Source organism: Streptomyces coelicoflavus, from assembly GCF_045041415.1.
GTDB classification, from domain to species: Bacteria; Actinomycetota; Actinomycetes; order Streptomycetales; family Streptomycetaceae; genus Streptomyces; species Streptomyces coelicoflavus.
Genome location: NZ_CP108218.1, coordinates 6,658,036 through 6,679,359 on the forward strand (window position 1 = coordinate 6,658,036; position 21,324 = coordinate 6,679,359).

General features: G+C 69.8%; 17 protein-coding genes and 1 pseudogene. 14 read left to right on the top strand and 4 right to left on the bottom strand.

Annotated features, from left to right (window positions below; all coding sequences use genetic code 11):
* Positions 1-202 precede the first annotated feature (202 nt).
* From metH to OHA99_RS29885, 3 genes are all read left to right on the top strand, one after another.
* Positions 203-3,715, top strand: a complete 3,513-nt coding sequence (gene metH, locus OHA99_RS29875) for a methionine synthase (protein ID WP_153180635.1) — start codon at positions 203-205, stop codon at positions 3,713-3,715.
* A 125-nt stretch (positions 3,716-3,840) separates the two neighbouring features.
* Positions 3,841-4,542: an HAD family phosphatase gene (locus OHA99_RS29880; RefSeq protein WP_366473220.1), complete on the top strand. Its 702-nt coding sequence runs from the start codon at positions 3,841-3,843 to the stop codon at positions 4,540-4,542.
* A 443-nt stretch (positions 4,543-4,985) separates the two neighbouring features.
* Positions 4,986-6,587 carry an ABC transporter substrate-binding protein gene (locus OHA99_RS29885; protein ID WP_153180637.1) on the top strand — a complete coding sequence of 534 codons (1,602 nt, stop codon included), beginning with the start codon at positions 4,986-4,988 and terminating at the stop codon, positions 6,585-6,587.
* A gap of 102 nt (positions 6,588-6,689) precedes the next feature.
* Here OHA99_RS29885 and OHA99_RS29890 read toward each other — a convergent pair whose 3' ends face one another.
* A complete protein-coding gene (locus OHA99_RS29890; RefSeq protein WP_007447882.1) occupies positions 6,690-7,361 on the bottom strand; it encodes a response regulator transcription factor in 672 nt (223 codons plus the stop codon).
* 25 nt (positions 7,362-7,386) lie between these two features.
* A pseudogene (locus OHA99_RS29895) lies at positions 7,387-8,194 on the bottom strand (RecB family exonuclease).
* Here OHA99_RS29895 and OHA99_RS29900 point away from each other — a divergent pair.
* From OHA99_RS29900 to OHA99_RS29915, 4 genes are all read left to right on the top strand, one after another.
* Positions 8,115-8,315 (top strand): hypothetical protein, encoded by a 201-nt coding sequence (locus OHA99_RS29900; protein ID WP_405699062.1) that lies wholly within the window; start codon positions 8,115-8,117, stop codon positions 8,313-8,315. The pseudogene OHA99_RS29895 and the gene OHA99_RS29900 overlap by 80 nt on opposite strands.
* A gap of 244 nt (positions 8,316-8,559) precedes the next feature.
* Positions 8,560-10,320 carry a site-2 protease family protein gene (locus OHA99_RS29905; RefSeq protein WP_381498274.1) on the top strand — a complete coding sequence of 587 codons (1,761 nt, stop codon included), beginning with the start codon at positions 8,560-8,562 and terminating at the stop codon, positions 10,318-10,320.
* 58 nt (positions 10,321-10,378) lie between these two features.
* Complete coding sequence (locus tag OHA99_RS29910) at positions 10,379-11,281, top strand: tRNA (adenine-N1)-methyltransferase (RefSeq protein WP_007447851.1); 903 nt, start codon at positions 10,379-10,381, stop codon at positions 11,279-11,281.
* Between the two features lie 224 nt (positions 11,282-11,505).
* Positions 11,506-12,096, top strand: coding sequence for a hypothetical protein (locus tag OHA99_RS29915; protein WP_153180638.1), 591 nt, complete (start codon positions 11,506-11,508; stop codon positions 12,094-12,096).
* A 74-nt stretch (positions 12,097-12,170) separates the two neighbouring features.
* Here OHA99_RS29915 and OHA99_RS29920 read toward each other — a convergent pair whose 3' ends face one another.
* The gene (locus OHA99_RS29920; RefSeq protein WP_153180639.1) at positions 12,171-12,476 is read right to left on the bottom strand and encodes a ferredoxin; all 306 of its coding nucleotides are present in this window, start codon (positions 12,474-12,476) and stop codon (positions 12,171-12,173) included.
* A 245-nt stretch (positions 12,477-12,721) separates the two neighbouring features.
* On the opposite strand from OHA99_RS29920, the gene arc reads away from it, so the two are divergent.
* The 6 genes from arc (at position 12,722) to prcA (ending at position 18,925) form a co-directional block, all read left to right on the top strand.
* Complete coding sequence (arc, locus tag OHA99_RS29925) at positions 12,722-14,488, top strand: proteasome ATPase (RefSeq protein ID WP_007447848.1); 1,767 nt, start codon at positions 12,722-12,724, stop codon at positions 14,486-14,488.
* 232 nt (positions 14,489-14,720) lie between these two features.
* On the top strand, positions 14,721-16,232 hold the full coding sequence (dop, locus tag OHA99_RS29930; protein ID WP_338106090.1) for a depupylase/deamidase Dop: 1,512 nt from the start codon (positions 14,721-14,723) through the stop codon (positions 16,230-16,232).
* Between the two features lie 178 nt (positions 16,233-16,410).
* Positions 16,411-16,629 carry a ubiquitin-like protein Pup gene (locus OHA99_RS29935; RefSeq protein WP_102932338.1) on the top strand — a complete coding sequence of 73 codons (219 nt, stop codon included), beginning with the start codon at positions 16,411-16,413 and terminating at the stop codon, positions 16,627-16,629.
* Positions 16,630-16,672: 43 nt separating this feature from the next.
* The gene (locus OHA99_RS29940; RefSeq protein ID WP_153180641.1) at positions 16,673-17,278 is read left to right on the top strand and encodes an endonuclease VII domain-containing protein; all 606 of its coding nucleotides are present in this window, start codon (positions 16,673-16,675) and stop codon (positions 17,276-17,278) included.
* The gene (gene prcB, locus OHA99_RS29945; protein WP_042825844.1) at positions 17,230-18,075 is read left to right on the top strand and encodes a proteasome subunit beta; all 846 of its coding nucleotides are present in this window, start codon (positions 17,230-17,232) and stop codon (positions 18,073-18,075) included. Before OHA99_RS29940 ends, prcB begins: the two co-directional genes overlap by 49 nt.
* Before the next feature lie 61 nt (positions 18,076-18,136).
* Positions 18,137-18,925: a proteasome subunit alpha gene (gene prcA, locus OHA99_RS29950; RefSeq protein WP_405698385.1), complete on the top strand. Its 789-nt coding sequence runs from the start codon at positions 18,137-18,139 to the stop codon at positions 18,923-18,925.
* Between the two features lie 20 nt (positions 18,926-18,945).
* Here the strand turns inward: prcA and OHA99_RS29955 are convergent, their stop codons facing one another.
* Positions 18,946-19,956 carry a LacI family DNA-binding transcriptional regulator gene (locus tag OHA99_RS29955; protein ID WP_194280150.1) on the bottom strand — a complete coding sequence of 337 codons (1,011 nt, stop codon included), beginning with the start codon at positions 19,954-19,956 and terminating at the stop codon, positions 18,946-18,948.
* A gap of 105 nt (positions 19,957-20,061) precedes the next feature.
* Between OHA99_RS29955 and OHA99_RS29960 the strand changes: the two genes are divergently transcribed.
* Positions 20,062-21,321, top strand: a complete 1,260-nt coding sequence (locus tag OHA99_RS29960) for an MFS transporter (protein ID WP_153180645.1) — start codon at positions 20,062-20,064, stop codon at positions 21,319-21,321.
* Positions 21,322-21,324: the final 3 nt, after the last annotated feature.

Genomic DNA, 21,324 nt, shown 5'->3' on the forward strand with positions numbered 1-21,324 from the left:
TCCGCGGACCGTTCGGGAAGGGGAAACTCGTCCGTTCGGCCGGTATTCGCCCCGCCATACTCGTCCGTCTCGTGGACTCCCCGACCATCGGCCCCCGGTCCCGGCTACCCTGGCGGCGTGCGTTCTCCCCGGGGACGTCCACCACGGACGGCACCGGGCATGGCGCAAAGCCGACAGCCGTCGCATCCTAGGGAGCCCTTTCATGGCCTCGTCGCCATCCACCCCGCCCGCCGACACCCGCACCCGCGTGTCCGCCCTTCGAGAGGCCCTGGCCACCCGTGTGGTGGTGGCCGACGGTGCGATGGGCACCATGCTTCAGGCCCAGAACCCGACGCTGGAGGACTTCCAGCAGTTGGAGGGGTGCAACGAGGTCCTGAACCTCACCCGGCCGGACATCGTGCGCTCCGTGCACGAGGAGTACTTCGCCGTCGGTGTCGACGCGGTGGAGACCAACACCTTCGGCGCCAACCACTCCGCGCTCGGTGAGTACGACATTCCCGAGCGTGTCCATGAACTGTCCGAGGCGGGTGCGCGGGTGGCCCGTGAGGTCGCCGACGAGTTCGCCGCCCGTGACGGCCGGCAGCGCTGGGTGCTGGGCTCCATGGGCCCCGGCACCAAGCTCCCGACCCTCGGCCACGCCCCCTACCCCGTCCTGCGCGACGCCTACCAGCGCAACGCCGAGGGCCTGGTCGCCGGCGGCGCGGACGCCCTGCTGGTGGAGACCACCCAGGACCTGCTCCAGACCAAGGCCTCGGTACTCGGCGCCCGGCGCGCCCTGGACGCCCTGGGCCTGGACCTGCCGGTCATCGTGTCCGTGACCGTCGAGACCACCGGCACCATGCTCCTCGGCTCCGAGATCGGCGCCGCGCTGACCGCGCTGGAGCCCCTCGGCATCGACATGATCGGCCTGAACTGCGCCACCGGCCCGGCCGAGATGAGCGAGCACCTGCGCTACCTCGCCCGGCACTCGCGGGTGCCGCTGTCGTGCATGCCGAACGCCGGTCTGCCGGTGCTGGGCAAGGACGGTGCGCACTATCCGCTGACCGCACCGGAGCTGGCGGACGCGCAGGAGACGTTCGTGCGCGAGTACGGCCTGTCGCTGGTCGGCGGCTGCTGCGGCACCACTCCCGAGCACCTGCGCCAGGTCGTCGAACGCGTCCGCGGCACCGCCCCCACCGAGCGGCACCCGCGGCCCGAGCCCGGCGCCGCCTCCCTCTACCAGACCGTGCCCTTCCGCCAGGACACCTCCTACCTCGCCATCGGTGAGCGGACGAACGCCAACGGGTCGAAGAAGTTCCGTGAGGCGATGCTGGAGGGCCGCTGGGACGACTGTGTGGAGATGGCCCGCGACCAGATCCGTGAGGGCGCGCACATGCTCGACCTCTGCGTCGACTACGTCGGCCGGGACGGCGTGGCCGACATGGAGGAGCTGGCGGGACGGTTCGCGACCGCCTCCACGCTGCCGATCGTGCTGGACTCGACCGAGGTCGAGGTGATCCGGGCGGGTCTGGAGAAGCTCGGCGGCCGTGCGGTGATCAACTCGGTGAACTACGAGGACGGCGCCGGCCCGGAGTCCCGCTTCGCCCGTGTCACCACGCTGGCGCGGGAGCACGGTGCCGCGCTGATCGCGCTGACCATCGACGAGGTGGGGCAGGCCCGCACCGCGGAGAAGAAGGTCGAGATCGCCGAACGGCTCATCGAGGACCTGACCGGGAACTGGGGCATCCACGAGTCCGACATCCTCGTCGACTGCCTGACCTTCACCATCTGCACCGGCCAGGAGGAGTCCCGCAAGGACGGTCTGGCCACCATCGAAGGCATCCGGGAACTCAAACGGCGCCACCCGGACGTGCAGACCACCCTCGGTCTGTCGAACATCTCCTTCGGTCTCAATCCGGCCGCCCGTATCCTGCTGAACTCCGTCTTCCTCGACGAGTGCGTCAAGGCGGGCCTGGACTCGGCCATCGTGCACGCCAGCAAGATCCTGCCGATCGCCCGGTTCGACGACGAGCAGGTCACCACCGCCCTCGACCTGATCTACGACCGCCGCCGCGAGGGCTACGACCCGCTGCAGAAGCTGATGCAGCTCTTCGAGGGCGCCACCGCGAAGTCGCTGAAGGCGTCCAAGGCCGAGGAACTGGCCGCCCTCCCGCTGGAGGAACGTCTCAAGCAGCGGATCATCGACGGTGAGAAGAACGGCCTGGAGCAGGACCTCGACACCGCGCTCCAGGAGCGTCCGGCGCTCGACATCGTCAACGACACCCTGCTGGACGGCATGAAGGTCGTCGGTGAACTGTTCGGTTCCGGGCAGATGCAGCTGCCGTTCGTGCTCCAGTCCGCCGAGGTGATGAAGACCGCGGTGGCCCACCTGGAGCCGCACATGGAGAAGACCGACGACGACGGCAAGGGCACGATCGTGCTGGCCACCGTCCGCGGCGACGTCCACGACATCGGCAAGAACCTCGTCGACATCATCCTGTCCAACAACGGCTACACCGTCGTCAACCTCGGCATCAAGCAGCCCGTCTCCGCGATCCTGGAGGCCGCCGACGAGCACCGGGCCGACGTCATCGGCATGTCCGGCCTCCTGGTCAAGTCCACCGTGATCATGAAGGAGAACCTGGAGGAGCTCAACCAGCGCAAGCTGGCCTCCGACTACCCGGTGATCCTCGGTGGTGCGGCTCTGACCAGGGCGTACGTCGAGCAGGACCTCCACGAGATCTACGACGGCGAGGTCCGCTACGCCCGCGACGCCTTCGAGGGCCTGCGTCTCATGGACGCACTCATCGGCATCAAGCGCGGCGTGCCCGGCGCCACACTGCCGGAGCTGAAGCAGCGCCGGGTGCGGGCGGCCACCGTCGAGATCGAGGAACGGCCCGAGGAGGGCAGCGTCCGCTCCGACGTCGCCACCGACAACCCCGTCCCCGCCCCGCCCTTCCGCGGCACCCGCGTCGTCAAGGGCATCCAGCTCAAGGAGTACGCCTCCTGGCTCGACGAGGGCGCCCTCTTCAAGGGCCAGTGGGGCCTCAAGCAGGCCCGCACCGGCGAGGGGCCCTCCTACGAGGAACTCGTCGAGTCCGAGGGCCGGCCCCGCCTGCGCGGCCTCCTCGACCGGCTCCAGACCGACAACCTCCTGGAGGCGGCCGTCGTCTACGGCTACTTCCCCTGCGTCTCCAAGGACGACGACCTGATCGTCCTCGACGACGACGGCAACGAGCGCACCCGCTTCACCTTCCCCCGCCAGCGCCGCGGCCGGCGCCTCTGCCTGGCCGACTTCTTCCGCCCGGAGGAGTCCGGCGAGACCGACGTGGTCGGCTTCCAGGTCGTCACCGTCGGCTCCCGCATCGGCGAGGAGACGGCCCGCATGTTCGAGGCCAACGCCTACCGCGACTACCTCGAACTCCACGGCCTGTCCGTCCAGCTCGCCGAAGCCCTCGCCGAGTACTGGCACGCCCGCGTCCGCTCCGAACTCGGCTTCGCCGGGGAGGACCCGGCCGAGATGGAGGACATGTTCGCCCTGAAGTACCGGGGCGCCCGCTTCTCCCTCGGCTACGGCGCCTGCCCGGACCTGGAGGACCGCGCCAAGATCGCGGCCCTCCTCGAGCCGGAGCGCATCGGCGTCCACCTCTCCGAGGAGTTCCAGCTCCACCCCGAACAGTCCACCGACGCCATCGTCATCCACCACCCGGAGGCGAAGTACTTCAACGCCCGCTGAGGCGACGTACCGCCTCCAGGGCCACACCAGGCGTTCGCGCCCCGCACGACGTACACTGGTCGGTCCACTGCAGGCCGGCTCCCTTCGTGGGAGCCGGCCTGATCGTCCCTCAAGGAGGTACGTGGATGACCAGTACGGTCCCCGCACTCGGAACCCGTACGGCCGAAGGCTCCGCCCTACAGGCCGTGCTCCTCGACATGGACGGCACCCTGGTGGACACCGAGGGCTTCTGGTGGGACGTCGAGACGGAGGTCTTCGCCTCCCTCGGCCACACCCTCGACGACTCCTGGCGCCACGTCGTGGTCGGCGGCCCCATGACCCGCAGCGCGGGCTTCCTCATCGAGGCCACCGGCGCCGACATCACCCTCGCCGAACTCAGCGTCCTGCTCAACGACGGCTTCGAGCAGCGCATCGGCCGCGACCTGCCGCTGATGCCCGGCGCCGTCCGGCTGCTCACGGAGCTGTCCGCACACCGGATCCCCACGGCCCTGGTCTCCGCCTCGCACCGGCGCATCATCGACCGCGTGCTGAAGACGCTGGGCCCGCAGCACTTCGCCCTCACCGTCGCGGGCGACGAGGTGCCCCGCACCAAGCCCCACCCCGACCCGTACCTGGCCGCAGCGGCCGGACTCGGCGCGGACCCGGCCCGCTGCGCCGTCGTCGAGGACACCGCGACCGGCGTCGCCGCCGCGGAGGCCGCCGGCTGCCACGTCGTGGCGGTGCCCTCGGTCGCCCCCATCACCCCGGCCGCCCGGCGCACGGTGGTCGCCTCACTGGAAGAGGTCGACCTGACATTTCTGCGCGGCCTGATGACCCAAATGCGCTAGCCGTTCACCGAGCGTGCAGCGGCGTTAAGGCGGCAATTCCGGGAAGGGCCGCACCGGGCGACCCGACCGGTGTTCCCGGGGTATTTCCACCACCTCGGATGGCCGAATTCCGGCACCGGCGGCCGAAGTCCAACTGTGATGTTCGCCACGCCGACAGGGGTCGACAGGGGAGCCCAGGTGTGCCCCGTCCGGCTTGGCGAACGTTGTCGAGGAGACCTTGTGTCCTGATTGGTGAAACCCTGCACTAATCCTTCCACTGTCGGGTTTTCGGTGTGTCCACACCCGGTTTCGCTCCGTGATGAGCACTCAACTCCGGTGGCTGCGAGCCCCCGTGCGGGCGCGGACTAATCTCGACGCGAGAACATCGGCCACTACCCCCGTGATCCGCCGCGACACCCCTGCATGCCGGATACACGGACCGACAGCTCTGGAGAAACTCGAGCATGAACCGCAAGACTTTGGTGCTGCCGGCCGTCGTCGGCCTGCTCGCGCCGGTGCTCGCCGCCTGCGGAGGATCGGACAGCGGCAGCGGCGGCGGGGACGCGATCGTCGTCGGCACCACGGACCGGTTCAGCCTGGACGCGATGCCGGCGCCCTTCGACCCGGCGTACGCCTACGACGTCGGCGCCTGGAACATCATGCGCCAGACCTCGCAGACGCTGATGGTGCTGCCCCGCGGCGACGGCGAACCCGTCCCCGAGGCCGCCGAGCAGTGCGGGTTCACCGACACCGGCAACGAGCGCTATGCCTGCACCCTGCGGGACGGCCTGGAGTTCGCCAACGGCGACCCCGTCACCGCGGAGGACGTGAAGTACTCCATCGAGCGCGTCCGGAAGATCGAAGCGGACACCGGGGTGGCCGCGCTGCTGTCCACCGTGGACACCATCGAGACGAAGGGTGACCGCGAGGTCATCTTCCACCTCAACACCGCCGACGCCACCTTCCCGTTCAAGCTGTCGACGCCGGTCGCCGGCATCGTCAACCCGGCCGACTACGAGAAGGACAAGGTGCGCGACGGCTTCGAGCTGACCGGCTCGGGCCCGTACACGATGAAGGCCGAGGTCAAGGGCGACGAGATGACCAAGGCCGTGTTCACCAAGAACCCCAACTACAAGGGGAGTCTCAAGGTGAACAACGAGAAGGTCGAACTCGTCTCCTTCGCCGACGCCGACGCCATGGGCGACGCCATCGACAAGGGCGACATCGACGTGATGACCCGCGCGATGACGCCGGAACAGATCCAGAACCTGTCCAAGGCCACGGACGGCGACGTCGACCTGGTCGAGGTGGCCGGTCTCGAGATCCGCTACCTCGCCTTCAACACGGACGCGTCGACGGTCAAGGACAAGGCCGTCCGTACGGCGATGGCCCAGCTCATCAACCGCAGCGAACTCGTCTCCGCGGTCTACGGATCGCAGGCCGAACCGCTGTACTCGATGGTCCCGGCCGGCATCACCGGCCACTCCAACTCGTTCTTCAACAAGTACGGCGACGCCAGCGTCGACAAGGCGAAGGCGATGCTGGAGGACGCGGACATCACCACGCCCGTCAAGCTGACGATGCACTACACGACGGACCACTACGGCGCCGCGACCAAGCCGGAGTTCGAGCACCTCCAGAAGCAGCTGAACGACAGCGGTCTGTTCGACGTCGACATCAAGGGCACGCCCTGGGAGAAGTTCCACAAGGCGGAGCGGAACCGGGAGTACGACGTCTTCGGCATGGGCTGGTTCCCCGACTTCCCGGACGCCGACAGCTTCGTCGCGCCGTTCCTCGACAAGGGCAACACCCTCAACATCCCGTACTCCAATGCGCAGATCATCAACGACCTGATCCCCGAGTCCCGGGGCGAGGCCGACCGGCTCTCCGCGGTGGACAGCCTCACCGAGATCCAGAACATCACCGCCAAGGACGTTCCGCTGATCCCGCTGTGGCAGGGCAAGCAGTACGTCGCCACCCGTGACGACGTCACCGGCACGGCCTACCTCCTCAACTCCTCCTCCTCGCTCCAGCTCTGGGAGCTGGGCCGGGGCGTGAGCGGCTGACGCCGGCACCGGACAAGCCCGAAGGGCGCCCTCCTCCGATCGGAAGAGGGCGCCCTTCGGTGCGTGCACGTGCCTCGCGAGCGGCGACGCCGCAGGCACCGGCTACTGCGCGCCGGGACGGACCAGACCGCTCTCGTACGCGTACACCGCCGCCTGGACCCGGTCCCGCAGGCCCAGCTTGGTCAGCACGTGGCCCACATGGGTCTTGACCGTCGTCTCGCTGACGAACAGGTCCGCGGCGATCTCCGCGTTGGACAGGCCGCGCGCCACCAGCTTCAGCACCTCGACCTCACGGTCCGTCAGCGTGTGCAGGGTGTCCGGCACCGGCTCGTCACCGGACGGCAGATGCGTGGCGTACTTGTCGAGCAGCCGCCGGGTGATGCTCGGCGCGAGCATCGCCTCACCGCCCGCCACCACGCGGATCGCCTGCACCAGCTCGTTGGCCGGAGCGTCCTTGAGCAGGAAGCCGCTGGCGCCCGCCTTCAGCGCCTCCACCACGTACTCGTCCAGATCGAAGGTGGTCAGCACCAACACCTTCGCCGGGCCGTCCCGCTCGGGCCCGGTGATCTGCCGGGTCGCCTCCACACCGTCCATCCGCGGCATGCGGATGTCCATCAGCACCACATCGGGCTGCAACGCCCGCACCTGGTCGAGAGCCTGAAGGCCGTCTCCGGCCTCGCCGACGACCGCGAGATCCTGCTCCGCCTCCAGAATCATCCGGAAGCCCGTGCGCAGCAGCGGCTGGTCGTCGACCAGTAGGACGCGGATGGCCACGTAAGTCTCCTTCATGGGACAGGACCTAGTCCGGCCCCATTCTGCCCTGACCGGTGCCGCCGGAGTCGGCCGCCCTCAGCGGCAGCGGATACGGCGGGGGAGTGCCGCCGAACTCCGGACAGTGCGCCTGGTGATCGCACCAGCCGCACAGCTTCGTGGGCCTCGGCCGCCAGTCGCCCGTCTCGGTCGCCAGCCGGATCGCCTCCCACAGCGCCAGCAGCTTGCGCTCGACCCGCTCCAGGTCGGCCAGGACCGGGTCGTACGTGAGCACGTCACCGCTGCCGAGATAGACCAGCTGCAGACGGCGCGGGACGACCTTCTTCAGCCGCCACACCACCAGCGCGTAGAACTTCATCTGGAACAGCGCGCCCTCCGCGTACTGCGGCCGGGGCGCCTTGCCCGTCTTGTAGTCGACGATCCGGACCTCGCCGGTGGGGGCCACGTCGACCCGGTCGATGATGCCGCGCAGCCGCAGCCCGGAATCCAGCTCGGCCTCGACGAACAGCTCCCGCTCGGCGGGCTCCAGCCGGCTCGGATCCTCCAGGCTGAACCAGCGCTCGACGAGCCGCTCCGCCTCCGAGAGCCACTGCGCCAGCCGCTCACCCTCCGGGTCGTCCGCGAACAGCTCACCGACCTCCGGCCGGCTCTCCCGCAGCCGGTCCCACTGCCCCGGCACCAGCGCCTTGGCCTGCGGCACCGTGCGCTCGGCCGCCGGGGGCGTCGAAGAGCCGCTCCAGCACCGCGTGCACCAGCGTGCCCCTGGTCGCCGCCTCACTGGGCTTCTCCGGCAGCCGGTCGATGACCCGGAACCGGTACAGCAGCGGGCACTGCATGAAGTCACCGGCCCGCGAGGGCGAGAGCGAGGCGGGCGCTGTCGCCACGGACGCGGGTGAGACCGCCTCGGTCGACGCGTCCACCGCCACGACCGTCGGTTCCACCGCCACGCCCGCCTGATCCGCCACTGCCGCCGCCGGTCGGGCGGATCCGCCGGCGTCCTCCGCGACATCCTCGGTACTCGTCTCCATGCCCCCAGACCTTACGGCCGGCCACTGACAGCGGCCCAGCCCGCAGGCTGTGACCCCTGTGACGGAAGGCAGGCACAGGGGTGCCGGGGCTGAACGGGCCGGGACGGACGCATACCATCGACACGAGACCCTCCCGTCCGGCAGGCGGGAGACGCTTCGAACGAGGGGACATCGTGGACGTGAGCGGCGGGAGCGGGCAGCCGCGGTCCGGCAACGACGAGTCGGCCGAGCCCCGGGCACACCCCATGGCCCCGGCCCCCGGCCCCGACGACACCGCACAGCCGGAGCCCACCGGCCCCACAGCCGCGGACCCGGACCCACCGGGCCACGAGGGGCCGGCGCCGGCAGCCGGGACGCCGCACACCGACACGCCGGATCCCGGCCCACCGACGCCCACGCGACCGGGGGAGAGCCCCGCCGAAGCCTCCACCCCGCCCGACCGGCCCGACCGGACCACCCAGGACGCCGCGCCCCGGAACCCGGACCCGGACGCCGCACGCGCCACGGCGGGAGAACCGCCGGAGCAGCCGGCGCCCGGAGACGCCGCGACTCCTCCGCCGTCGGCGGATCCGTCCGTCGGCGGCGAAAACGGCCCCGGCGCCCGCTCGCCACGGCCCTCCGGCCACGACGACCACGACCACGACCGCCCCGCCGAGCCCTCGCCCGAGCCCTCCGAACCGCCCGCGGACCACCGGCACGCCGCCCACGGCACCGGCACCCCGCGCCACCGCACCGAAGCCCACACCCCCGGCGCGGGCGGGCCGGGACGGCCACCGCAGCGCCGGCCCGAACCGGGCGGCGGACTGCTCATGGGCCGCCCCTTCGGCGTGCCCGTGTACGTCGCCCCCAGCTGGTTCCTCGTCGCCGCCCTGATCACCTGGGTCTTCGGCGGCCAGCTCGACCGCGTCCTGCCCGAGCTCGGCGCCGCCCGCTACCTCGTCTCCCTCTTCTTCGCCGTCGCCTTCTACGCCTCCGTCCTCGTCCACGAACTCGCCCACACCGTCGCCGCCCTCCGCTTCAAACTCCCCGTCCGCCGCATCCAGCTCCAGTTCTTCGGCGGCGTCTCCGAGATCGAGAAGGAAGCCGAGACCCCCGGCCGCGAATTCGTGCTGGCCTTCGTCGGCCCCCTGCTCTCCCTCGTCCTGTCCGGCGTCTTCTACGCCGCCCTGCTCCCCGTCGAACCCGACAGCGTCCCCGGCGTCCTCCTGGCCGGCCTGATGGTCTCCAACCTCATCGTGGCCGCCTTCAACCTGCTGCCCGGCCTCCCCCTCGACGGCGGCCGCATGCTCCGCGCCGTCGTCTGGAAGATCACCGGCAAGCCCATGAGCGGCACCGTCGCCGCCGCCTGGGTCGGCCGCGCCCTCGCCATCGCCGTACTGATCGGCCTGCCGCTGCTCACCCAGTCCCTCGGCAGCGCCTCCGCCGACGACGTCGGCATGGACACCGTCATGGACGCCCTGCTCGCCGCCATCCTCGCCGCGATCATCTGGACCGGCGCCGGAAACAGCCTCCGCATGGCCCGCCTGCGCGAACACCTCCCCGAACTGCGCGCCCGCGCCCTCACCCGGCGCGCCGTCCCCGTCGAGGCCGACACCCCCCTCTCCGAGGCCCTGCGCCGCGCCAACGCCTCCGGCGCCCGCGCCCTCGTCGTCGTCGACGCCGACGGCACCCCCGCGTCACTGGTCCGCGAGGCCGCCATCGTCGGCGTACCCGAACACCGCCGCCCCTGGGTAGCGGTCAGCACCCTCGCCCAGGACCTCACCGACGGCATGCGCGTCTCCGCCGAACTGTCCGGCGAGGAACTGCTCGACGCCCTGCGCGCCAACCCCGCCACCGAATACCTCGTCGTCGAGGAGACTGGCGAGATCTACGGCGTCCTGTCCGCCGCCGACGTCGAGCGCGCCTTCGTCAAGGCCATGGCCCGCCCCTCCTGAGGACCGCTCTCCCGAAGCGGTGGTCGGCGGTCCCCGCCAGGACCGGTAGGCTGGTCACATGTCCGAACCGACCGGTGCCGCCCGCAGGCGCGGGCCCTTCAAGGTCGGGGACCAGGTTCAGCTGACCGACCCCAAGGGCCGCCACTACACGTTCACGCTCGAGGCCGGGAAGAACTTCCACACCCACAAGGGTTCCTTCCCCCACGACGAACTGATCGGTGCTCCCGAGGGCAGCGTCGTCCGCACCACCGGGAACGTCGCCTACCTCGCGCTGCGCCCCCTGCTCCCCGACTACGTCCTGTCCATGCCCCGCGGGGCAGCCGTCGTCTACCCGAAGGACGCGGGGCAGATCCTCGCCTTCGCCGACATCTTCCCCGGCGCACGCGTCGTCGAGGCCGGCGTCGGCTCCGGCTCCCTCAGCAGCTTCCTGCTGCGCGCCATCGGCGACCAGGGCATGCTGCACTCCTACGAGCGCCGCGAGGACTTCGCCGAGATCGCCCAGCAGAACGTGCAGCGCTACTTCGGCGGCCCGCACCCCGCCTGGCAGCTCACCGTGGGCGACCTCCAGGACAACCTGTCCGACACCGACGTCGACCGCGTCATCCTCGACATGCTCGCCCCCTGGGAGTGCCTGGACGTCGTCAAGAAGGCACTCGTGCCCGGCGGCATCCTGTGCTGCTACGTCGCCACCACCACCCAGCTCGCCCGGACCGTCGAGTCCATCCGCGAGATCGGCTGCTTCAACGAGCCGACCTCCTGGGAGACCATGATCCGCAACTGGCACGTCGAGGGCCTCGCCGTCCGCCCCGACCACCGGATGATCGGCCACACCGGCTTCCTGCTCACCGCCCGGCGCCTCGCCGACGGCGTCGAGCCGCCCATGCGCCGCCGCCGCCCCGCCAAGGGCGCCTACGGCGAGGACTACGACGGCCCCAACGCCGGCGGAGGCTCCGGCCGCTGAAGCGGCCCCGCACCGCACCCAACGCACCGACGCCGTGGTGGAGTTCCGGCAGCGTCCCGGAACTCCACCACGGCGTCGTCGTGTTGACCGGCCCCCACGAGCACGAGAGAAGCGGCACCGCGGGAAATCCGTACCAGTACCCACCCCGCCGTTCCCCCGCACTGTGACGTGTGGCACGATGCAGGCCACCCCCACCGGCACAGCCCTCACAGGAGACACTCCTCGTGCAGCACCCCGCCGTTCCGGAGCTCTCGCACACGCACACCCGGCCGATCCACTGGGTCGCCACCGCCACGGCCGTCGCCGGCGTGGTCGCCCTGTCCTCGGTCCTCCAGCCCGACGCCGCCACAGCGGCCCAGACCGCGGGCCAGGCAGCCGCCGCCGGTCCGAAAAGCGCGCCGGCCCCCATCGCACCGCCCGACCCCGCCACCGTGGCCTTCCCCCTGGAATGCGGCCCCGTCGAAGCCGTCGTGCAGAAGAAGGCCTCCGGCGACCTCGACGGCGACGGTCGGCCCGAGACCGTGGCCGTCGTGCACTGCGACGCCCCCATGGGCACCCCGCCCGACGGCGTCTACGTCATCACGCGGAACCACGACGACGGCAAGCCCCGCGTCGTCGCCACCCTCGTCGACCCCGAGGACCGCCGCACGGCCACCGAACTCTCGGTGCGCGACGCCGTCGTCCGCGCCACGCTCCTCGGCTACTCCACGCCCGACGTGCCCAGTTGCTGCCCCGACGTCACCGACGACGTGAAGTGGCAGTGGAAGAACGGCACGTTCGTCAGCGACACGCCCTCACAGGCACGCACCGTCTGACCGGTACCCCCGGGGCAGGCGGTGTGACACACCAGACAGCAGTCACCGAGCGTACGCACAACGTCACGATTTGGTCACTCTGAGTCCGGGCCGTAGATCTCGGCCCTGTCCGAAACGCGACGCACATGGATGCACTCGCCCGGACACTCCTTCACCGAGTCGACCACATCCGTGAGAAGCGGCAGCGGCACGGGCGTTGCCGCCCCCGGCGCCTGCAACAGCTCGTCGCCCGCGCCCTTCACATAGGCCAGACCGTCGATGTCCAGCTCGAACACCTCGGGCGCGTACTGGGCGCAGATGCCGTCACCGGTACACAGGTCCTGGTCGATCCAGACCTCCAGAGCCTCGCCGTCGCCAACGGCCTCCTGCTGCACGCTCATCGCTCCTGCCGTTTCCTGTGCCGAGCCCTCCGGGAATCCGGCCAGCTCCGACGGGTGTTGAACACTTCGACCCTACCTTCGCCGGGGTTCCCGTCACGTTCCGTGGGTATTCCCCTGGCGTGAGGGAGAGCGCAAGGGTGAAGATCGGACACACCCCTACCGTCTTTGTGATCTAGGGGTTTCAATCGACACCCACCCAGGTAGGGTCTGGAAGCGTCCAGCTCCCCTTGGAGGAGGTGAGGACCGTGGCAGCCCACGACGACGACATGAACCGCGGCATCCGCCCGGGACGCGGGTCCGAGGACCCGGCCGGGCAGGTGGCCTACCTTGAGCAGGAGATCGCCGTCCTGCGACGCAAGCTCGCCGAATCTCCGCGGCACACGAGAATTCTCGAAGAGCGGATCGTCGAACTGCAGACCAACCTGGCCGGCGTGTCCGCCCAGAACGAACGACTCGCCGGCACCCTCCGCGAGGCCCGCGACCAGATCGTGGCCCTCAAGGAGGAAGTCGACCGGCTGGCCCAGCCACCCGCCGGCTTCGGCGTCTTCCTACAGGCCAATGAGGACGGCACCGCCGACATCTTCACCGGCGGCCGCAAACTCCGGGTGAACGTCAGCCCGAGCGTCGAGCTCGACGAGCTGAGGCGCGGCCAGGAAGTGATGCTCAACGAAGCACTCAACGTGGTCGAGGCCATGGAGTACGAGAGCGTCGGCGACATCGTCACCCTCAAGGAGATCCTCGAGGACGGCGAGCGCGCCCTGGTACTGGGCCACACCGACGAGGAAAGGGTGGTCCGGCTCGCCGAGCCCCTGCGCGGCCTCACCATCCGCCCCGGCGACGCCCTGCTGCTCGAGCCCCGCTCCGGCTACGTCTACGAGGTCGTCCCCAAGAGCGAGGTCGAGGAACTCGTCCTCGAAGAGGTCCCCGACATCGGCTACGAGCAGATCGGCGGCCTCGGCGGACAGATCGAGATGATCCGCGACGCGGTCGAGCTCCCCTACCTCTACCCCGACCTGTTCCGGGAGCACGAGCTGCGCCCGCCCAAGGGCGTCCTGCTCTACGGGCCGCCCGGATGCGGCAAGACGCTCATCGCCAAGGCCGTCGCCAACTCGCTGGCCAAGAAGGTCGCCGAGGTCACCGGCCAGGCCGCCGGCAAGAGCTTCTTCCTCAACATCAAGGGCCCCGAGCTCCTCAACAAATACGTCGGCGAGACCGAGCGGCAGATCCGCCTCGTCTTCCAGCGGGCCCGCGAGAAGGCCAGCGAGGGCACCCCCGTCATCGTCTTCTTCGACGAGATGGAATCCCTCTTCCGCACCCGCGGCTCCGGCGTCAGCTCGGACGTGGAGAACACCATCGTCCCCCAGCTCCTCGCCGAGATCGACGGCGTGGAAGGCCTGCAGAACGTGGTCGTCATCGGCGCCTCCAACCGCGAGGACATGATCGACCCCGCCATCCTGCGGCCCGGCCGGCTCGACGTGAAGATCAAGATCGAACGTCCGGACGCCGAAGCGGCCAAGGACATCTTCGGGAAGTACCTCACCGAACGCCTCCCCCTCCACTCCGACGACCTCGCGGAGCACGAGAAGGACAAGGCGGCCACCGTCTCCAGCATGATCCAGACGGCGGTGGAACAGATGTACGCCGAATCCGAGGAGAACCGCTTCCTGGAAGTCACCTACGCCAACGGCGACAAGGAAGTCCTCTATTTCAAGGACTTCAATTCCGGCGCCATGATCGAGAACATCGTGGGCCGCGCCAAGAAAATGGCGATCAAGGACTTCCTCGACAAGAACCAGAAGGGCCTCCGCGTCTCCCACCTCCTCCAGGCCTGCGTGGACGAGTTCAAGGAGAACGAGGACCTGCCCAACACCACCAACCCGGACGACTGGGCCCGCATCTCCGGAAAGAAGGGCGAACGGATCGTGTACATCCGTACGCTCGTCACCGGAAAGCAGGGCGCGGACACCGGACGCTCCATCGACACGGTGGCAAACACCGGTCAGTACCTGTAAAAGGCTGGGCGGCTGCGGGTGCCCTCACCGGGTACCCGCAGCCGACTGTTTTCCGGAGCCCCGGCTGGAGCAAGGCAATGACGCAAATGATCTCCCCGCCAGCGCAAATGCGTTCTAGGCTCTTCCATACCGCCGAGTCGCGCACTGCGGGGACGGGCACCGCACACGCATCGGAGCGCCAGCGGTACTTGAGCGACGCCCACTACGGGCGCTGCCGGGCTAGGAGGGCCGCATGACCGTACGGCGAGTAATGGGCATCGAGACGGAGTACGGAATCTCCGTCCCCGGCCACCCCAACGCCAATGCCATGCTCACCTCGTCCCAGATCGTCAACGCCTACGCGGCGGCGATGCACCGGGCCCGCCGGGCCCGCTGGGACTTCGAGGAGGAGAACCCGCTCCGGGACGCGCGAGGCTTCGACCTCGCCCGCGAAAACGCCGACAACAGCCAGCTCACCGACGAGGACATCGGCCTCGCCAACGTCATCCTCACCAACGGAGCACGGCTCTACGTCGACCACGCCCACCCCGAATACAGCGCTCCCGAGGTCACCAACCCGCGCGACGCCGTCCTGTGGGACAAGGCCGGCGAACGCATCATGGCCGAAGCCGCCGAACGCGCCGCCCAGCTCCCCGGCGCCCAGCCCATCCACCTCTACAAGAACAACACCGACAACAAGGGCGCCTCCTACGGCACGCACGAGAACTACCTGATGAAGCGGGAGACCGCCTTCTCGGACATCGTGCGCCACCTGACCCCCTTCTTCGTCTCCCGCCAGGTCTTCACCGGCGCCGGCCGCGTCGGCATCGGCCAGGACGGCCACGAACACGGCTTCCAGCTCAGCCAGCGCGCCGACTACTTCGAGGTCGAGGTCGGCCTGGAGACGACGCTGAAGCGCCCCATCATCAACACCCGCGACGAACCGCACGCCGACGCCGAGAAGTGGCGCCGCCTGCACGTGATCATCGGCGACGCGAACCTGTCCGAGATCTCGACGTACCTGAAACTCGGCACGACGGCCCTGGTCCTGTCCATGATCGAAGACGGCTTCATCGCCGTCGACCTCGCCGTCGACCAGCCCGTACGCACCCTCCACCAGGTCTCCCACGACCCGAGCCTCAAGCACCTGGTCACCCTGCGCAGCGGCCGCACGCTGACCGCCGTGCAGCTCCAGATGGAGTACTACGAACTGGCTCGCAAGTACGTCGAGGAACGCTACGGCGCGGACGCCGACGACCAGACCAAGGACGTGCTCGGCCGCTGGGAGGACACCCTCAACCGGCTCGAGAACGACCCGATGAGCCTGGCCGGCGAACTGGACTGGGTCGCCAAGCGCGAACTCATGGAGGGCTACCGCCGCCGCGACAACGTCGACTGGGACGCCGCCCGGCTGCACCTCGTCGACCTCCAGTACGCCGACGTACGGCCCGACAAGGGCCTCTACAACCGTCTCGTGGACCGCGGCCGCATCAAGCGCCTGCTGGACGAGAACGAGGTCGAGCGGGCCCGCACGAAGCCGCCGGAGGACACCCGCGCCTACTTCCGCGGACGCTGCCTGGAGCAGTACGCGGACGACGTCGCGGCGGCCTCCTGGGACTCGGTGATCTTCGACCTGCCGGGCCGGGACTCGCTCCAGCGGGTTCCAACCCTGGAACCGCTTCGCGGAACGCGTAATCACGTCAAGGAGCTCCTGGACCGCTGCCGCACCGCCGACGACCTGGTCAGGGTTCTGTCCGGCGGGTGAGCGGCCCGAGCGGGTACCGGGGAGTAGACAGCCGGACAGGGTGGAATATCCCAGGTCCGGGAACCATGGAGATGGTCCCCGTACGTTGGAGGAAGTGCGGGGCCGATGTCGGACCGGACTTGTAGGGTCTGATCTTGACCGAGCAACTGTGTCGGGCGAACCGAGCGGGGTGAGGGTGATGGCGACCAAGGACACCAGCGGCGGGCAGCAGAAGGCCACGCGGTCCACCGAGGAGGTCGAGGAGCAGGCGCAGGACGCGCAGGCATCGGAGGACCTCAAGGAACGCCAGGAAAAGCTGAACGACGACGTGGACTCCGTCCTGGACGAGATCGACGACGTACTCGAGGAGAATGCCGAGGATTTCGTTCGAAGCTTCGTGCAAAAAGGTGGAGAGTGAAGGTCTGTCGCCCACTCTGGCTTTGAAGTGAAGGTGTGGGGGGATGGCTGAAGCGCCGGACGCGAAGTGGTGCAGGCAGTGCAAGCGAGACTTGTGCCCTGGTGACTTCGCGCGCGACAAGAACCGGCGTGACGGTCTCCAGGTGTGGTGCCGGGAGTGCGTGGCCGAGTATTCCGCTGCGCGCTACCGGCGCCGCCGGGAGGCTCTTGGGAAGACGGTCCGCGAGAAGCGGGACGTTCCTGAAGGGCACAAGCTCTGCCGTGGGTGTGACCAGATCAAGCCGCGGAGCGAATGGCACCTCAAGCGCAGTGCGCCCGACGGCTTGTCGAGCCGTTGCAAGGCATGCCGTGCGCCGTTGCTGCGACAGGACCACCTGAAGCGGAAATACGGCCTCACCGAAGCCGAGCGCGATCAGTTGATCGCCGAACAGGGCGGCGTCTGCTGCATATGTCTTGCCGCTCCCGCCGCACATGTGGATCACTGCCACGAGACGGGTAGGGTCCGTGGCGTACTGTGCTTCAGCTGCAATGCTGCGCTGGGGCAGTTCAAGGATCGGCCCGATGCCATAAGGCGGGCTGCCGCTTACGTGGAAGGAATCGCGTGGAAGCCAACACTCGTAGCACCGGGCGTCTACCAGCTGCCTTCCTGACGCCCGGGTCCTCCTCCTTCATGGACTTCCTCGGTGAGCACCAGCCGGAGATCCTCCCGGGCAACCGGCAGCTCCCGCCGGTGCAGGGCGTCATCGAGGCACCGCACGGCACCACGATCGTGGCGGTGACGTTCCCCGGCGGTGTCGTCCTCGCCGGTGACCGCCGGGCCACCATGGGCAACATGATCGCCCAGCGGGACATCGAGAAGGTCTTCCCGGCCGACGAGTACTCGGCGGTGGGCATCGCCGGTACGGCCGGCCTGGCCGTGGAGATGGTGAAGCTGTTCCAGCTGGAGCTGGAGCACTTCGAGAAGGTCGAGGGCGCGCAGCTGTCCCTGGAGGGCAAGGCGAACCGCCTGTCGACGATGATCCGGTCCAACCTGGGCATGGCGATGCAGGGGCTGGCCGTCGTGCCGCTGTTCGCCGGGTACGACGTGGACCGGGGCAGGGGCCGCATCTTCTCGTACGACGTGACGGGCGGCCGGTCCGAGGAGCGGAGCTACGCGACCACGGGTTCGGGCTCGGTCTTCGCGCGCGGTGCGATGAAGAAGCTGTTCCGTGACGACCTGACCGAGGAGCAGGCCACGACGCTCGTGGTGCAGGCGCTGTACGACGCGGCCGACGACGACTCGGCGACCGGTGGTCCCGATGTCGCCCGCCGGATCTATCCGATCATCACTGTGATCACCGAGGACGGTTTCCGCCGGCTCGGTGAGGACGAGGCCGCGGAGCTGGCCGGCTCGGTGCTTCAGGCCCGGCTGGAGCAGCCCGACGGTCCGCGGGCCGCGCTGCTGTAGCGGGCGCGGGTCTTCGTTGTCAGGTGGTCCAGTGATTTCGACAGGAAGGGACGGATAACCGGTGTCGACGCCGTTCTATGTATCTCCTCAGCAGGCGATGGCCGACCGGGCGGAGTACGCCCGCAAGGGCATCGCGCGTGGCCGCAGCCTGGTGGTGCTGCAGTACGCCGACGGCATCGTGTTCGTCGGTGAGAATCCGTCCCGTGCGCTGCACAAGTTCAGCGAGATCTACGACCGGATCGGCTTCGCGGCCGCCGGCAAGTACAACGAGTACGAGAACCTGCGGATCGGTGGCGTGCGCTACGCCGACCTGCGGGGTTACACCTACGACCGTGACGACGTGACGGCGCGGGGTCTGGCCAACGTGTACGCCCAGACGCTGGGCACGATCTTCTCCAGCCAGGCCGAGAAGCCGTACGAGGTGGAACTGGTCGTCGCGGAGGTCGGGGACAGCCCGGAGAACGACCAGATCTACCGGCTGCCGCACGACGGTTCGATCGTCGACGAGCACGGTTCGGTGGCGGTCGGCGGCAACGCGGAGCAGATCAGCGGGTACCTGGATCAGCGGCACCGGGACGGCATGACGCTGGCCGAGGCGCTGAGGCTGGCGGTGCAGGCGCTGTCCCGCGACACGAACGGCAGTGAGCGGGAGATTCCGGCGGAGCGGCTGGAGGTCGCGGTCCTGGACCGGACGCGTCCGCAGCAGCGCAAGTTCAAGCGCATCGTGGGCGGTCAGCTGTCACGGCTGCTGGATTCCGGCGCGGGTGAGGCGTCGGAGGAGAGCGCGACCGACACCGATTCCGACACCGACAGCGCGACCGGCTCCGGCTCCGGGTCGGACGAGGAGTAGTAAGGGCTCACCTCATCGGGTCATCGCGGCGCCGCCGTGGACCCCCGTACCACCAGGCTTACCGGCAGGTCCCCCTTCTCGGGGGGCCTGCCTTCCAGTACCGCCAGCAGTGCCCGCATGCCGCGTTCGCCGAAGGCCTCCGCGTCGAGGCGGACGGTGGTGAGTTCGGGGTCGATGGCGGTGGCGAGGCCGAGGTCGTCGAGGCCGGTGACGGACAGGTCGTCGGGGACGCGGAGTCCGGCGCGCCGGACGGCCTTGTAGGCGCCGGCGGCCAGTTTGTCGTCGTCGCAGACCAGCGCCGTGGGCCGGGGCCCGGGCGCGGCGAGGGCGGTCTCGGTGGCGGTCAGGGCGCCCTCGATGGAGATGGGGGCGCGGATGGTGCGCAGCTCGGTGCCGGGGACGTCGGCGAGGCGTGTGGCCAGTTCGCGGGCGCGTACCTCGAAGGTCCAGGAGGGGATGTCGGCCGCGAGGTGGAGGAAGCTGCGGTGGCCCAGTGACAGCAGGTGCTCGGTGACCTGGCGGATGCCGTCGGCGATGTCGAGGTTGACCGTGGCGGCGCCGAGGCTGCCCTCGGGGTCGCTGTCGAGCATGACGAGGGGGAGCTGGTCGCCGCGGATGGCGGTGAGCGCGTCGGCGGCCATGGAGGAGGCGATGACGCCGTCGAGCGCGGCCTGCGCGGAGGCGAAGGGGTCCCGGGCGGGGCCGACGCCTTCGGGTGACGGGTAGAGGACCACGCCGAAGCCGTGTGCGGCGGCGACCCGGGCGGCCCCGGTGTAGACCTCGGCGAAGAACTCCGTGGTGAGCGCGGGGACGACCAGCAGGACGGTGCGGGTGCGGCCGAGGCGGAGGTTGCGGGCGGCGAGGTTGGGGCGGTAGCCCAGTTCCGAGGCGGCCTCGCGGACTCGTTGGGCCGTCGGTTCGGAGACGCGGCCGCGCCATTTGTCGCCGAGGACCAGGGAGACGGCCGCCTGGGAGACGCCGGCGGCCTGGGCGACGTCCCGGCTCGTGGGGCGGGTGCTGCCTCGTGCCACCGTTCGCCTGCGCTTTCGTCTGGACTGCTGAACAGGCGACATGGTACGTATGGCAGCGGACGTTATACGTAACACTTGTGTGAGTGGAAACCAGGGAGGTGCGCCGTGGTCGCCGGTTATCTCGACATTCTCCGGGCGCGGCATGCCGTACGGCTGCTGGCCGGCACGCTGGTCGGGCGGTTGCCCAACGCGACCGCGGCGATCGCGATCGTGCTGTTCGTGCGGGCCGAGGGCGGCTCGTACAGCCTCGCGGGGGCGCTGGCGGCGGTGTACGGCGTGGCGAACGCCGTGGGGCAGCCGGTGCTGGGGCGGCTGGTGGACCTGCACGGGCAGCCGCGGATTCAGCTGCCGGCCGCGGTGCTGTCGGCGCTCGCGATGGCCGCGTTCGCCTTCGCGGGCACCGGGACGGCTGTGCTCGCGTATGCGGCCGTGGGGGCGGCCGGGCTGTTCACGCCCCCGCTGGAGGGCGGGCTGCGGGCGTTGTGGCCGAGCGTGCTGGGCAAGGAGGACCAGGTGCACACGGCGTACGCGATGGACGCCGTGGCGCAGGAGATCATGTTCACCGTCGGGCCGCTGCTGGTGACGGTGTGCGTGTCGCTGTGGTCGCCGCAGGCGGCCCTGCTGGTGCTGAACGGCCTCGGTGTGCTGGGCGCGCTGTCCGTGGTGGTGTCGCCGCCCTCGCGCGCGTGGCGGTCGGCGCCGCGGGAGGCGCACTGGCTGGGCGCGTTGCGTTCGGGCGGGCTGCTGGCGTTGCTGGGGGCGTTCCTGTTCATCGGCATGGCGCTCGGGTCGATCACGGTCGCGTCGGTGCCGTACGCGGACGAGCACGGTGGTGACGCCGTGTACGGGTGGCTGATGGCCGCTCTGGGGCTGGGTGCGCTGGTCGGGGGTGTGGTGTACGGGGCGCGGCGGTGGGCCGGTGAGCCGGCGCGGCGACTGCGGGTGCTGGTGGCGCTGCTGGCGGTCTGTTACCTGCCGTTGCTGCTGATGCCGGGCGCGGTGGCCATGGTGCTGCTGACGGTCGTGGCGGGGGTGTTCCTGGCGCCGTGCATCGCGTGTGCGTTCGTCCTCGTCGATGTGCACGCGCCGCGGGGGACGGTGACGGAGGCGTTCTCATGGCTGGTGACGACGTTCACGGTGGGTGCCTCGGTGGGTACGGGTCTGGCGGGGCCCGTCGTGGAGCGCGGCGGGGCCCTGTGGGGCTTCGCGGTGCCGGGGGTGGCGGGTTTCGTCTCGCTGCTCGTGCTGGCGTGCACCGGGCGGGTCCTCGCAGCTCCCGTGCGGGGAGCGGTGGTTGCGGCGTCATCGGAAAATGATCCAAACCGTGCCGTCGAACCCCGTTTCAGTTCGGGTCATCAGGCGTAATGT